This window comes from Pseudomonas sp. (genome assembly GCF_002796985.1).
GTDB lineage: Bacteria > Pseudomonadota > Gammaproteobacteria > Pseudomonadales > Pseudomonadaceae > Pseudomonas.
Genome location: NZ_PEKX01000003.1, coordinates 114,686 through 127,985, shown reverse-complemented (window position 1 = coordinate 127,985; position 13,300 = coordinate 114,686). Strand labels below are relative to the sequence as shown.

Here is a 13,300-nt window from a genome sequence, read left to right as displayed (position 1 = left end):
ATGAACAAGTACGAAGGCCGCTGGCAGACCGTTACCGTTGAAGTGGATGCCGGCATCGCCTGGGTCACCCTGAACCGTCCGGAAAAGCGCAACGCCATGAGCCCCACGCTCAACCGCGAAATGCGCGACGTGCTGGAAACCGTCGAGCAGGATGCCGACGCCCGTGTGCTGGTGCTGACCGGCGCCGGTAGCGCGTGGACGGCGGGGATGGACCTCAAGGAATACTTCCGCGAAGTGGATGCCGGCCCGGAAATCCTCCAGGAACGCATCCGCCGCGACGCCTCCGAGTGGCAGTGGAAGCTGCTGCGCCTGTACTCCAAACCGACCATCGCCATGGTCAACGGCTGGTGCTTCGGCGGCGGCTTCAGCCCGCTGGTGGCCTGCGACCTGGCCATCGCTGCGGACGAAGCGGTGTTCGGCCTGTCGGAAATCAACTGGGGCATCCCGCCGGGAAACCTGGTGAGCAAGGCCATGGCCGACACCGTGGGCCACCGCGAATCGCTGTACTACATCATGACCGGCAAGACCTTCGACGGCCGCAAGGCCGCGCAGATGGGCCTGGTCAACCGCAGCGTGCCGCTGGCCGAGTTGCGCGATGCGGTGCTGGAACTGGCCGCTGACCTGCTGGACAAGAACCCGGTGGTGCTGCGCGCGGCGAAGAACGGCTTCAAGCGTTGCCGCGAGCTGACCTGGGAGCAGAGCGAAGACTACCTCTACGCCAAGCTCGACCAGGCCCAGCTGCGTGACCCGGAACATGGCCGCGAGCAGGGCTTGAAGCAGTTCCTCGACGACAAGAGCATCAAGCCGGGCCTGGAAGCCTACCGCCGCTGAACAGCCACCGCGGGGCCCACGCTCCGCGGCCAGAACAATGACAAGAGGAACCGCTGCATGAACCCCGTCTCGCTGTTGATCGGCGGCCGCGCCTTGCCTGCCAGCGATGGCCGCACCTTCACCCGGCTCGACCCGCTGACCGGTGAGCCCGCCAGCCTCGCCGCCGCCGCTACCCTGGACGATGCCGATGCCGCCGTGGCCGCCGCCGCTGCGGCGTTTCCCGCCTGGTCGGCGCTCGGCCCCGGCGAGCGCCGCACGCGCCTGCTGGAAGCCGCGCGGCTGATGGAAGCGCGCAGCGCCGAGTTCGTTGCCGCCGGCGCGCGGGAAACCGGCGCCATGGCCAACTGGTACGGTTTCAATGTGCACCTGGCCGCCGGCATCCTGCGCGAGGCCGCCGGCATGACCACGCAGATTCTCGGCGAGGTGATCCCCTCCGATGTGCCCGGCTCGCTGTCCATGGCCATGCGCCAGGCGGCTGGCGTGGTGCTCGGCATCGCTCCCTGGAACGCTCCGGTGATTCTCGCCACGCGCGCCCTGGCGATGGCGCTGGCCTGCGGCAATACCGTGGTGCTCAAGGCTTCCGAGCAATGCCCGGCGGTACACCGGCTGATCGGCCAGGTGCTGCACGACGCGGGCGTGGGCGATGGCGTGGTCAACGTCCTGAGCAATGCCCCGGAAGATGCCGCCGTGCTGGTGGAACGGCTGATCGCCAACCCGGCGGTGAAGCGCGTCAACTTCACCGGCTCGACCCGCGTCGGCCGTGTCATTGGCGAGCTGTGCGCGCGCCACCTCAAGCCGGCTCTGCTGGAACTGGGCGGCAAGGCGCCGCTGCTGGTGCTGGACGACGCCGACCTGGATGCAGCCGTCGAGGCGGCAGCCTTCGGTGGCTACTTCAACCAGGGGCAGATCTGCATGTCCACCGAGCGGCTGATCGTCGACCGGCGCGTCGCCGACGATTTCGTCGAACGCCTGGCGAAGAAGACCGCCAGCCTGCGCGCCGGCCACCCTACCGACCCGGCTTCGGTACTCGGCAGCCTGGTGGATGCCGCCTCGGCCCGGCGCATTCGTGGGCTGATCGACGACGCGCTGGAGAAGGGCGCACGCCTGCTCTGCGGTGGCGATTTCGAGGGCGCGGTGATGCAGCCGGCGCTGCTCGACGGGGTGACGCCACAGATGCGCCTGTACGCCGAGGAATCTTTCGGCCCGGTGCTCTCGGTGATCCGGGTGGATGGTGACGAGGAAGCCCTGAGGGTGGCGAACGACAGCGAGTACGGCCTGTCGGCGGCGATCTTCAGCCGCGACCAGGCGCGCGCGCTGAACCTGGCGCGGCGCGTCGAGTCGGGCATCTGCCATATCAACGGGCCGACCGTGCACGACGAGGCGCAGATCCCCTTCGGCGGGGTCAAGGCCAGCGGCTACGGCAGCTTCGGCTCCCGTGCCGCCATCGACCACTTCACCCAGCTGCGCTGGATCACCCTGCAAACCACGCCGCGCCACTATCCCATTTGAGCCGCCGATCTGAGCCGCCGATCCGGGCTGCGGATACGATTGCCCGGCAGGACGCCGGGCAGAACAAGAACAATATTCCCGCCACCGTGCCGCTGGGCGCGGTGGCGTGCCTTTACGGAAGACGCTCCCATGAATGTCGCATCCAACGCCCGTCCGGGATATCGGCGGGTCGCTATCGGTCATCCTCAGGTGGAGGTCCGCCGCGAGGCTGACGGCACCCTCTACCTGCGCGCTCGCGAGGCCCTCGCGCCGCTGCCCGAGCGCCTGCTGGAGCGCTTGCAGCACTGGGCTGCCGAGCGCCCGCAACAGACTTTCGTCGCCGCCCGCGACGGCTCGGGCCAGTGGCGCCGTATCAGTTACGCGCAGATGCTCGACAGCACCCGCCGCATCGCCGAGAACCTGCTGGCCTATGGGCTGGGGCCGGAGCGGCCGCTGCTGATCCTGTCGGGCAACGACCTTGAACACCTGCAACTGGCCTTCGCCGCGATGTACGCCGGGATTCCCTATTGCCCGGTGTCGCCGGCGTATTCGCTGGTCTCCCAGGACTTCGCCAAGCTGCGCCACATCGTCCAGTTGCTGCAGCCGGGGCTGGTGTTCGCCGCCGATGCCAGGCCCTTCGCCCGCGCCATCGAGGCGGTGCTGGATGCTGAGCTGCCGCTGCTGTTCGGCCGTGGTGAAGTGCCGGGCAGGCGTTGCCGTACCTTCGACGAACTGCTGGACGCGCCGGATTGCGGCGCAGCGGACGCCGCCTTCGCCGCCACCGATGGCGAGACGATTGCCAAGTTCCTCTTCACCTCTGGCTCGACCAAGCTGCCCAAGGCGGTGCCGACCACTCAGCGGATGCTCTGTGCGAACCAGCAGATGCTGTTGCAGACCTTCCCCGAGTTCGCCCAGCAACCGCCGGTGCTGGTGGACTGGCTGCCGTGGAACCACACCTTTGGCGGCAGCCACAACCTGGGTATCGCCCTGTATAACGGCGGTAGCTTCTATATCGACGACGGCCGGCCGACGCCGCAGGGCTTCGACGAGACCCTGCGCAACCTCAAGGAAATCTCGCCAACGGCCTACCTCACCGTGCCCCGTGGCTGGGAGGAGCTGGCCAGTGCGCTGGAGCGCGATGCTGAACTGCGCGAGCGCTTCTTCGCCGATATCCGGCTGTTCTTCTTCGCCGCTGCCGGGCTGTCCCAGGACATCTGGGATCGCCTCGACCGACTGGCCGAAGCCCACTGCGGCGAGCGCATCCGCATGATGGCCGGCCTGGGCATGACCGAGGCGGCACCGTCCTGCACCTTCACCACCGGGCCGCTGTCGGTGGCCGGCTATGTCGGCCTGCCGGCGCCCGGTTGCGAGGTCAAGCTGGTGCCGGTGGAAGGCAAGCTGGAAGCGCGTTACCGCGGGCCGAACCTGATGCGCGGCTACTGGCGCAACCCCGAGCAGAACGCCAAAGCCTTCGACGAGGAGGGCTACTACTGCTCCGGCGACGCGCTGCGCCTGGCGGACGAGAGCAACCCGCAGCTGGGGCTGATGTTCGACGGCCGCCTGGCCGAGGACTTCAAGCTGTCCTCCGGGGTATTCGTCAACGTCGGGCCGCTGCGCACCCGCGCCGTGCTGGCCGGTTCGCGCTATGTGCAGGACGTGGTGCTGCTGGCGCCGGATCGCCCCGGCCTGGCGCTGCTGGTGTTCCCGCGTCTGGCCGGATGCCGCTCGCTGGCCGGCCTGGGGGCGCAGGCCAGCGATGCCGAGGTGCTGGGCAGCGAGCGGGTGCGTGCCTGGTTCGCCGACTGGCTGGCGCAGCTCAACCTGCAGGCCACCGGCAACGCCAACTTCTTCGGCTGGGTCGCGCTGCTGGATGAGGCACCCTCGATCGACAAGGGCGAAATCACCGACAAGGGCTCGCTGAACCAGCGTGCCATCCTCGCTTCGCGCGCCGAGCTGATCGAGCGTCTGTACCGCGGCGAAGACCCGAGGGCGATCAGCGCTTCCTGAGTTGGCTTCAAACGAACGGGCCACTCTGTGCAAGCAGGGTGGCCCGTTTTTTATTCAGTACAAGCCACAGCGCGGCTGGATATGGCTGACAGCAAAAGCTGACGCCGATTCGCCAACGCAATTCAGATGCAGCCTATCGCGGCCCGGCTACTGAATCAGTTAAAAGCAGGCTCTTTGCCGACAAGGATGCCTGCTTGATGAACTTCCGCGTTATTTATTCGGCTCAATTCACACCATGCGGGCCAGCGATTAGGTGCTTGGGTCAACATTGGGTGATCAAGGTTATTAAACCCTCTGCGATGTCCTTGCTCTTCTCCGAAACTGCCGGTTACGCATCCTTGTTTGCAATGATTGTTCGCGGCCCATTTTGCTCCTGTCAGGGTGCGCTGGCGGGTTTTTATGATCACTGACTGGGGCCTGTGAAGGGTGTCTGCGGTATGAGTATTTCGCTTTGTTTTATAAGTGTTTCGTTTTCCTTTGTGGTGGATGCTTTCTCCGGGGTTTTTCGGGGAAAGGTCTGGATCAGTGCTCACGCCATTTTCAGTGATTAATTCATGCCCGGCTCTATATGGCGACTTTGGATGGTTTTCAGGAGTTTTAGATGAAGTTAGCGATTGCAAGAAGTGCAGCGACAGTACTTCTGTCTTTCAGCCTCAGCGGCTGTGCGCAGACTGCTGTTTTCTCGCCTCCGCCCAATGGCGAGCAAGTGACGGTCACCGTGAAAGTACCCAAGGACCTGGCGGCGGACACCATGCATGTGATGTACCGCTCGGCCAAGTGCCCCAGCAAGGAATCCGCCGATGGCGTGCCCTACGAGATAGACGGGTTCTACCCTATTGACGTGGAGCCCCGGCAGGTGGGGCAGAGCGACCTGTACGAAGCGAAGCTGGCCAGGGACGGCGGCGGTGCCTGCCAATGGAAACTAAGTAACGTGACCTTTGGGGTGCACTACGAGAATACGGCACAGTTTGGCTTGGACGCCGAGTATGCCTGGGGTGGCGGGGTAATAGTCATATTTGACGACAACCTCCCTCAAAGAAGAAGCATGGAGCGTATCACAGAGCAGAGCGGAGATATAACCATAGAAAAAGAATACTACCCGTGGGTATCCGAAAGCTTTCTGGGTGGTTACAAAAAAAGAATAATAATACTAGGGAGGCAAGATGTTTTCTCCTACAAATCAATAAATGCCAAGACAATAACTTTCAAGCCAACGTTTCACTCCAACAAGACCCTTTACTCACAAGGCCCAAAAACCAAAAACAAAGATGAAATTCCACAATACACATATCCGAACGGCGATACTATAAAAACGAGATCAGGACCAAGCTTTATAAAAATGAGCAACTAGTCAAAAAGATTAATTTAGGAATTAAAAATGTACACAGGGATGATCTCTTATGTCTGAATATACCCATCGCACTGATACCATCTGCGCAGTCAAAACAGTCATCGTTCGTGGCACGCAGATTCGCCACTGGCTGGAATTCCATTTGCTCGACGAACAAGGCGACCCGCTGCCGCACCAACCTTATCGAGCGAGCAACGAGGCAACGCGCTGCGGATTGATCCCCGAGTTCAGCGGCCAAAGCGATGCCAAAGGGGTGATCCGCCTGGAGGGCCTCCATCCCATTGCCGTGACCTTGTGGCTATCTGCGGACCCGCTGGCGGAGGTCATGCAGACCCGCCGCTTGCGCGCCACGCGTGGGGAAAAACTTCGGGAGCCGGTGTACGCCTATAGCTACGGCCCGCCAGCACCGGACTCACCAGCGGAAAAACAGGCGCGGAAAGCTGGTTATGCCCACCATTACCTGCGCATTGGCCAATTGTGCGACCGCCTTCCACTTATCGACTCCGACTGGACCGATGAACAGCCCCCGGCCTTCCACTTCCCTGATCCCAAGTTCAGCGGCTTTACCGTTGCAGCTGAGGCACTGAACCGCCGCCATGTGCTGGAAATCTGCCCCTTCCGCGCCTGGAACCTGGTGTTGCACCACCAGCCCGAATACAGCATGGCCAATGCCTACAACCTGGGCCTGATGGCGGACCTTTCCTACTCCGACGCGACCTTCAAGGAGCGCAGCCGCGAGCGTCCGAGACCGCCTAACGAATTGAGAGGCTCGGTAGAGGAGTTCTTCTTCCGGCAATGCCTGGATCTCTCTCGAACGCCGGCCTTCCCGCCCCCCACGCCCGGCGGCCTCTGGCTAGCGGCGCTGGTGGTGGATGTGCCCTTCAGCGAGCGCTACACCACGGCAGTGATGCTGGATGCGCGCACGGTGTCGGTGCCCAAGGGAGAGCCCAATATTCCCTTCCGCATCATCGAGGACACCCAACTGTTCTATGTCAGCAACAAGACCCAACTGCTGGTGGCCTGGCGCGGTACCTCGGAGTTCTGGGACTGGCTGACCGATGCGCAGTACCAGCCGGTGCTGGCTGATGGCACGCGCTGCGAAACCAAGGCGCCCTGCACTCAACTGACCAACAAGGGCAAGGTGCATTTCGGGTTCCTACAAGGGTTTGAGGTGGCGAAAAAGCTCTTTGTTGATCGGTTTATCAAAATAAAGGACCAAGCATTTAACAAAGAACTATTCATCTGCGGCCACAGCCTGGGCGGCGCATTGGGTCTGATCCACTCGGCTGAACTGAGGGACCGCGATCCCCTGCTCTACACCTACGGCATGCCGCGCACCTTCACCGCCATGGCCATGCAGAACTTGCGTTTCACACACTACCGCCATATCAACGACGCCGACCTGATCCCCTGCGTGCCGCCGGAAGCCGAGCTGGACAACTGGCTGTACCAGGCGCTCGGCCCGCTGGGGCCGGACCTGGGCTACCTGTGGTCCACCGGCGAGCTGCTGGCCAGCAAGATCGTGGAGTTCGGCGACCCGTACTGGCACCACGGCAACCCGGTGCTGTTCTTCACCGCCCAGCAGACGATGCAAAGCAACGACACACAACCCGCCGTCCAGGGCGGCAATGACGGCCCGCGCATGCCGCAACAACGCGTACTGACCCGGCGCTTGGCGAAAATCACCAAGCTCTACCTGGTGCCCAGCCTGAGTGACGAGAAGAGCCGGTACGCCAACGAGCAGCAAAAGGCTTTCATTCAGTCGCTGTCGCGGGACAGCCTGAAGCAGTACTTCCCACCCTACAGCAACCCGGAAACCGGTTCCCATCGCGTCAGCGCCAAGGACCACTTCATGAGTTCGCAGTACCTGCCCTTCCTGCACAACCAGTTGCTGGAGCTGTGCGCCCCGACCCTGCCGCTGGAGCGCAAGAATGAGCGCGCCGCCTTCACGGAACAGATGGCCAGTGGGTCTGCGAAAAGCCCCGAGGAGGAGCGCAAGCGCAACGAGCTGTTCCTCGCGCTGCAACAGTTACTGCCCCAGGCAATGGTGATGACCGAACAACTGGAAGGCGGCGGCGACGCGATCGAACGCTTCGCCGGCCTGGAGCGACCAGTCGGCGAGCCCACCGAAAACATCTACCGCAAGCGCCCGACCGAGGAGTGATGGCATGAGCAATATCCTGATCCACCCCGGCCAGTTCCCGCTACACCAGGTGACCTACCAGGTCACCCAGCACGATGGTGGCCCGTACGCCTTTGTGCAGTACCGCGTCACCCCCCCACGAACGCAAGGTCTACGAGGGGGGGCCGACCAGCACGGCATGACCCGCGCCATCCCCACCCGCCACCCCGACGAGCTGAGCATCACGCTGCCCAATAGTGTCGACGAAGAGGACCAGTGAGCATGAACTTTCTGATCAATAGCGCCAGCGGCACCCTGCTCGCGCTAGCCAGCCTCAGCGGCTGCGCGCAGCAACCGACCTTCGCCCCAGCCCCCGGTGGCGAGCAGGTGACCATCAGCATCAAGGTGCCGCAGGACCTGGCGGCGGACAGCATGCGGGTGATGTACCGCTCGGCAAAATGCCCCAGCAAGGAGTCAGCCGATGGCGTTGCCTATGAGATAGACGGGTTCTATCCGATCGAAGTGCAACCACAGCGCCAGGGACAGAGCGACCTGTATGAAGCCAAGCTGGCCAGGAATGGCGGGGGTTCCTGCCAGTGGCATCTGAGCAACGTTACTTTTGGTGTGCGCTACTCAAATACCGCGCGTTTTGGGGAAATCGTCAAACCTGGAGGCGGCGGGGGAGTAATTGTAGTGTTCGACGATAATCCACCTCAGCAACGCTCCTATCCCGATAGAACCGAAATCATCAGCGGTGACTTATTGATTAAGAGGGATTATTACCCATGGGTGAGCGAAGCTTTCTTGGGGGGGTATGAAAAACAAGCACGCTTAGTGGGAGAAGGAGATATTTACTTAACCTTCAAAGCACCTTCTGCAAAAGAGGTGAAATTCATCCCGACTCTACATTCTGAAAGCGTCGTTTACTCAGCAGAGGGAAAGGTTAAACAGAAGGGTAACTACACCAGATTTACCTACCCCGACGGCAGCATCATCGCCGACGGCAGCAGCGAGCCCGACTTCGACAAACTCCAGGCCATCCGCCTGGGCCAAGAGCATTGACCCTTTCCCCGGCTTGTTCGGCACCATGCCATGAGTGAATTGAGCCGCACGGCCGGTTTCAGAGGGCGCCCAGTGCGCGCCCGTTTTCTGCGGGACATTCGTATGGGCGAAGGCTGGCGCTGGCTTCTCAGGTATCAGTTGCAAGCGGTTGGCTGCGGGTTTTCCAGCAGCACGGCCATGCCCTGGCCGCCGCCGATGCAGGCCGAGGCGATGCCGTAGCGCTGACCGCTGGCAGCCATCTGCCGGGCGACGGTGTGGGCCAGGCGCAGGCCGGTGGCGGCCAGCGGATGGCCCAGGGCGATGGCGCCGCCGTGCGGGTTCAGGCGCTGGTCGTCCAGCTCCAGTTCGCGCTGCACGGCTAGCACCTGGGCGGCCTGGGCTTCGTTGATCTCGAAGTGGCCGATCTGCTCCAGACGCAGCCCGCTGCCCTGCAGCAGCAGGCGAATCGCCGGAGCCGGGCCGATGCCCATCACCGCCGGATCGACACCGACCACCGCTGCTGCGCGCAGGTGTGCCAGGGTTGGGCGACCTGCTGCGGCGCTGGCTGACATCAGCAGCGCCGCAGCCGCACCATCGACCACCGCGCAGCTGTTGCCGGCGGTCTGTACGCCTTCGGGATAGATCGCGCCCAGGCGCGCCAGGGCCTCAATGGAAGTTTCGCGAAGGTGGCTGTCCCGGTCCGCTCGCGCATTGCGACCGGACAACTTCAAGTGGCGCGGCGCCAGGCCCGCTTGCTCGAAGGTCTGCTCGCGCACTTCCTCGATCTCCCCGGCGAACCAGCCGTCCGCCTGCGCCTGCAGGGCGCGCTGGAAGCTGCGAAGGGCATAGGCGTCCACCTCCTCGCGGCGCAGGCCGTGGCGGCGGGCTAGGTTCTCGGCGGTCTGCATCATGCTCAGGCCGACGGCCGGGTCGAACAGCGCTTCCCAGAGGAAGTCCTTGAACTCCACCGGCTGGCCAAGGGTGAAGCCGCTGCGATGGCTGTAGCTGGCGATGGGGTTGCGCGACATGGATTCGGCGGCCACGCAGAGAACGCCTTCGGCCTGGCCGCGCTGGATCTGCTCGGCGCCCTGGCGCAGCAGCTCAAGGCCGGTGCCGCAGATGCGCTGCACGCCCAGCGCCGGTACCTGTTGCGGCACCCCGCAGTACAGGCCGATGTGGCGCGGCAGCATGTAGGCGTCGAAGCTGGCCTGAGCCATGTTGCCGGCCAGCACGCTGTCGATACTGGCAGGGTCCAGCGCGCTGCGGCGCAACAGGCTGCGCCCGGCGAAGATGCCCAGGTCGGTGGGTGAGACGCCGGCGAGGGCGCCGCGATAGTCGATCCAGGGAGTGCGTACGGCTTCGACGAGCAGGGCATCGTCGAAGGCGCTGAAAAGTCCGGGGAGGCTCATGGCGATTTCCTTGAAGGAATTTGCCCGTGGCTCGCCCACGGGCGTTGGGAGGTACTTGGAATTTATTCGGGCGCTGATCGATGGCGCAGCAGCAAGATGATTCCCACAGCTGCGACTACTACGCCGGGCGCCGCAAGGCTCATCAGGCCTGCCGTGCCGCTGCCGCTAGCGAGCATCTGCCCGGCCAGCAGAGGGCCGCCGATGGACCCCAGGCGGCCAACGGCGACAGCCGAGCCGACACCGGTGGCACGGACGCTGGCGGGGTAGAACTGCGGCGCCAGGGCATACAGCACCAGCTGCGCGGCGAGCACGAAAAAGCCGGCGGCGAAGCCCGCCAGCAACATGCCGGCAAAGCCTTCGAGGGAGCCCAGCGCGGCTAGGGCCACGAGGATGCCGGCGTAGATCAGCGCTACCAGCAGGGCCGGCCGCCAGCGATCCAGCAGCACCCCGGCCAGCAGCGAACCCAGGGCCATGCCCAGGTTCAGCAGCAGTTGCACGCTGCCGGCCTGCGGGCGGCTGAAGCCCTGGCCGATCAGCAGCGACGGCAGCCAGTTGAGCAACAGGTAGACCACCATCAGGGTAAAGAAGCAGCTCAGCCACAGCAGCAGCGTCGGCACCGCCTGGCCGGCTCGAAACAATCCCTGGACGATGCTCGGGCGCCGGCGATCATCGGCCTGCTGCTGGTAGGCCGCGGACTCCGGCAGATACCGGTAGAGCAGTGGCGCCACCAGCAAGGGCGCCCAGCCGCCGAGGTGGAACACCAGTTGCCAGCGCTCTGGCATGGCGAACATCCCGGCCAGTGAAGCCAGCGCACCACCCAGCGGCACGCCGCAGTACATCAGGCTCACCGCCGTGGCGCGGCGGTCGCTGCCGGCGGACTCGGAGGTGAGGGCGATCAGGTTGGGCAGGGCGGCGCCCAGCCCCAGGCCGGTCATGAAGCGCGCCAGCAGCAGGCTGTCGAGGTTCCAGCTCTGGCTGGTGAGCAGGGAGAACAGCCCGAACAGGACGACGGCAACCGTCAGCACACGCTTGCGGCCGATGCGGTCGGCTAGCCAGCCGCCGCCGAAGGCGCCGGGCAACAGGCCGAGGATGCTGGCGCTGAACACCCAGCCGAGCTGCGCCTTGTCCAGGCCGAAGTGGGCGGCGATACCTGGGCCGGCGATGCCCGCCGACTGGATGTCCATACCCTCCAGCAGGGCGACGATGAAGCACAGCAGGATGGTGAGAGGCGTGGCGGCGCTGGGCCGTGCCACGGAAGGCGGGGTGATATCGCTCATGCCGGGAATGCTCTTCTAGTTGTTGTTCGGCCAATGTAGTTAACTGAATTAACTAATTTACCGATCCTAGGAGGCTTGGATGCATTCGTCAACGGCATGCGCCGTCCACCGGCAGGGCCGGTGGACGGCAGCGCAGTAGCGGGGGCGACAGGTGACCGGGTCAGTCGGCGCCGTGAATCTTCTGCAGCAGAGCGAGCAACTGTTCGCGCTCGGACTCGGAGAGGCGGGAGGTGGCATCGAAGTCGCTCTGCAGGACGACTTCCTTGAGCTGCTTGAGCAGCGTTTCACCGGCCTTGCTGAGGAACAGGCCATAGGAGCGCTTGTCCGGCTTGCAGCGCACGCGCACTGCGAGGGCACGGGTTTCCAGCTTGTTCAGCAGCGGCACCAGTTGCGGCGGTTCCACGCCCAGGGCGCGGGCCAGATCGGCCTGCATCAGCCCCGGATTGCTGTCGATGATCGCCAGGGCGGTGAACTGCGCGGGGCGCAGGTCGAACTTCGCCAGTTCGTCCACCAGGTGCTGGAAGACGATCAGCTGCGCACGGCGCAGGGCATAGCCGACGTAGTTGTCCAGCGGTGAGGCCGGCGCGGCGGCGCCTGCGCCCTGGTCCTCTTCGCCCTCGGGGGCGCGGCTCTTCTTCGTCATGGCAATAAGGTTTCTTCTATTAACTAATTCGGGCGATTGTCGCACTACTTCTGCCGGCAGGCCAGAGCGCTTCAGTATTCCAACTGGCTGCGCTGCTCCTCGAACCAGTCCAGCACCGCCTGGCAGGCCGGGTGGGCAGCGCCGCTGTCGCGCAGCCACAAGGCGTAGCGGCCACCGGTCTTCAGCGCTTCGCCAAAGGGCACGATGAGGTCGCCGCGCTGCAGGGCGTCGTGGGCCAGCAGGCGGTCGGTCATGGCCACGCCCAGGCCTCGGGCGGCGGCGTCCAGCGCCAGGTCGTCGAGGTTGAACAGCATGTGCTTGAACTGCGTGGGCGGCGGATCGGCCTGCGCACGCAACCACTGTGGCCATTCCAGGCGGCCGGTGGAGGCGTGGATCAGCGCGTGCCGGGCCAGCTCTTCCAGCGAGCGCGGCGGCGCCTGGCCGTCGTCCAGGCGCGGGGCACACACCGGGATCAGGTATTCGTCGTACAGCAGCGTCAGCGTGCGGCCCTGCGGATCATTGCCGCTGGGCAGGTAGAGCACGTAGGCGTCGCAGTCGCCGCCATCGTCCACCACATCGCCACCCACCGTCTCGATGGACAGGCACAGCTCCGGGTGCCAGCTGTAGAAGGAACTCAGGCGCGGCAGCAGCCAGCGTACCGCCAGCGAGACAAAGATGCGGATGCGGAAGGGGCGTTCCGCCGAGGCCGGGGCCAGGCGTTCCTCCAGGCGCAGCAGTTGCTGGAGCATGCCTTCGGCCACCGCATACACCTCGCGGCCGGCATCGGTCAGCGCCACCTTGCGGCTGGTGCGGTCGAACAGCGACACGCGGTAGTACTCCTCCAGTTGCTGGACCTGCCGGCTGATGGCGCTCTGGGTCAGGTGCAGCTGTTGCGCGGCCGCCGTGAAGCTGCCGGATTCGGCGACCTGCACCAGGGCCTGCAAGGCTTGCAGGGAGGGAACGCGAAGCAGCTTGTCCATGAACCTTCCGTGCGCGATCTATGCGAGATGGGAATACAAGGATGAAAAATGAGCGTTGGTGCGTCCGGCGCAGCTGCCCGTAGATTCTGCTCATGACGCGCCATCGGGGAAATCGCTTGGATACGCCCAGCGCATGGATTGTGAAGGAGTG

At 64.3% G+C, this 13,300-nt stretch carries 12 protein-coding genes; 7 read left to right on the top strand and 5 right to left on the bottom strand.

The annotated features are described in order from the left end of the window. The 3 genes from CTR55_RS03040 to CTR55_RS03030 all read left to right on the top strand — a co-directional run bounded on the left by CTR55_RS03040 (position 1) and on the right by CTR55_RS03030 (position 4,326). Positions 1-831 (top strand): p-hydroxycinnamoyl CoA hydratase/lyase, encoded by an 831-nt coding sequence (locus tag CTR55_RS03040; protein WP_296284069.1) that lies wholly within the window; start codon positions 1-3, stop codon positions 829-831. A 57-nt stretch (positions 832-888) separates the two neighbouring features. Next, positions 889-2,340 carry an aldehyde dehydrogenase gene (locus tag CTR55_RS03035; protein WP_296284068.1) on the top strand — a complete coding sequence of 484 codons (1,452 nt, stop codon included), beginning with the start codon at positions 889-891 and terminating at the stop codon, positions 2,338-2,340. Positions 2,341-2,469: 129 nt separating this feature from the next. Further along, positions 2,470-4,326 carry a feruloyl-CoA synthase gene (locus CTR55_RS03030; protein WP_296284067.1) on the top strand — a complete coding sequence of 619 codons (1,857 nt, stop codon included), beginning with the start codon at positions 2,470-2,472 and terminating at the stop codon, positions 4,324-4,326. Positions 4,327-4,481: 155 nt separating this feature from the next. On the opposite strand, the gene CTR55_RS03025 is transcribed toward CTR55_RS03030, so the two are convergent. Next, positions 4,482-4,859 (bottom strand): hypothetical protein, encoded by a 378-nt coding sequence (locus CTR55_RS03025; protein WP_296284066.1) that lies wholly within the window; start codon positions 4,857-4,859, stop codon positions 4,482-4,484. A 68-nt stretch (positions 4,860-4,927) separates the two neighbouring features. Between CTR55_RS03025 and CTR55_RS03020 the strand changes: the two genes are divergently transcribed. Genes CTR55_RS03020 through CTR55_RS03005 form a run of 4 tightly spaced genes read left to right on the top strand, consistent with a single transcriptional unit; the run spans position 4,928 to position 8,861 of the window. Beyond that, positions 4,928-5,677, top strand: a complete 750-nt coding sequence (locus CTR55_RS03020; protein WP_296284065.1) for a hypothetical protein — start codon at positions 4,928-4,930, stop codon at positions 5,675-5,677. Positions 5,678-5,726: 49 nt separating this feature from the next. Further along, entirely contained in the window at positions 5,727-7,841 is a 2,115-nt protein-coding gene (locus CTR55_RS03015; protein ID WP_296284064.1) for a lipase family protein, read from the top strand. Between the two features lie 4 nt (positions 7,842-7,845). Next, positions 7,846-8,079, top strand: coding sequence for a hypothetical protein (locus CTR55_RS03010; protein WP_296284063.1), 234 nt, complete (start codon positions 7,846-7,848; stop codon positions 8,077-8,079). A gap of 2 nt (positions 8,080-8,081) precedes the next feature. After that, a complete protein-coding gene (locus CTR55_RS03005) occupies positions 8,082-8,861 on the top strand; it encodes a hypothetical protein (protein WP_296284062.1) in 780 nt (259 codons plus the stop codon). Between the two features lie 134 nt (positions 8,862-8,995). On the opposite strand, the gene CTR55_RS03000 is transcribed toward CTR55_RS03005, so the two are convergent. From CTR55_RS03000 to CTR55_RS02985, 4 genes are all read right to left on the bottom strand, one after another. Then, entirely contained in the window at positions 8,996-10,249 is a 1,254-nt protein-coding gene (locus tag CTR55_RS03000) for a thiolase family protein (RefSeq protein ID WP_296284061.1), read from the bottom strand. Between the two features lie 62 nt (positions 10,250-10,311). Further along, complete coding sequence (mhpT, locus tag CTR55_RS02995) at positions 10,312-11,526, bottom strand: 3-(3-hydroxy-phenyl)propionate transporter MhpT (RefSeq protein ID WP_296284060.1); 1,215 nt, start codon at positions 11,524-11,526, stop codon at positions 10,312-10,314. Between the two features lie 160 nt (positions 11,527-11,686). Next, on the bottom strand, positions 11,687-12,169 hold the full coding sequence (locus CTR55_RS02990; RefSeq protein ID WP_296284059.1) for a MarR family transcriptional regulator: 483 nt from the start codon (positions 12,167-12,169) through the stop codon (positions 11,687-11,689). Positions 12,170-12,240: 71 nt separating this feature from the next. Then, positions 12,241-13,149 carry a LysR substrate-binding domain-containing protein gene (locus CTR55_RS02985; protein WP_296284058.1) on the bottom strand — a complete coding sequence of 303 codons (909 nt, stop codon included), beginning with the start codon at positions 13,147-13,149 and terminating at the stop codon, positions 12,241-12,243. Between the last annotated feature and the right edge of the window lie 151 nt (positions 13,150-13,300).

What these genes read in the sequence shown, in the direction of transcription:
- CTR55_RS03040 (WP_296284069.1), top strand. Translation starts at nt 1, where the DNA reads ATGAACAAGTACGAAGGCCGCTGGCAGACCGTTACCGTTGAAGTGGAT.
- CTR55_RS03010 (WP_296284063.1), top strand. Translation starts at nt 7,846, where the DNA reads ATGAGCAATATCCTGATCCACCCCGGCCAGTTCCCGCTACACCAGGTG.
- CTR55_RS03000 (WP_296284061.1), bottom strand. Translation starts at nt 10,249, where the DNA reads ATGAGCCTCCCCGGACTTTTCAGCGCCTTCGACGATGCCCTGCTCGTC.
- CTR55_RS02985 (WP_296284058.1), bottom strand. Translation starts at nt 13,149, where the DNA reads ATGGACAAGCTGCTTCGCGTTCCCTCCCTGCAAGCCTTGCAGGCCCTG.
- CTR55_RS02990 (WP_296284059.1), bottom strand. Translation starts at nt 12,169, where the DNA reads ATGACGAAGAAGAGCCGCGCCCCCGAGGGCGAAGAGGACCAGGGCGCA.
- CTR55_RS03005 (WP_296284062.1), top strand. Translation starts at nt 8,082, where the DNA reads ATGAACTTTCTGATCAATAGCGCCAGCGGCACCCTGCTCGCGCTAGCC.
- CTR55_RS03035 (WP_296284068.1), top strand. Translation starts at nt 889, where the DNA reads ATGAACCCCGTCTCGCTGTTGATCGGCGGCCGCGCCTTGCCTGCCAGC.
- CTR55_RS03030 (WP_296284067.1), top strand. Translation starts at nt 2,470, where the DNA reads ATGAATGTCGCATCCAACGCCCGTCCGGGATATCGGCGGGTCGCTATC.
- CTR55_RS03020 (WP_296284065.1), top strand. Translation starts at nt 4,928, where the DNA reads ATGAAGTTAGCGATTGCAAGAAGTGCAGCGACAGTACTTCTGTCTTTC.
- mhpT (WP_296284060.1), bottom strand. Translation starts at nt 11,526, where the DNA reads ATGAGCGATATCACCCCGCCTTCCGTGGCACGGCCCAGCGCCGCCACG.
- CTR55_RS03015 (WP_296284064.1), top strand. Translation starts at nt 5,727, where the DNA reads ATGTCTGAATATACCCATCGCACTGATACCATCTGCGCAGTCAAAACA.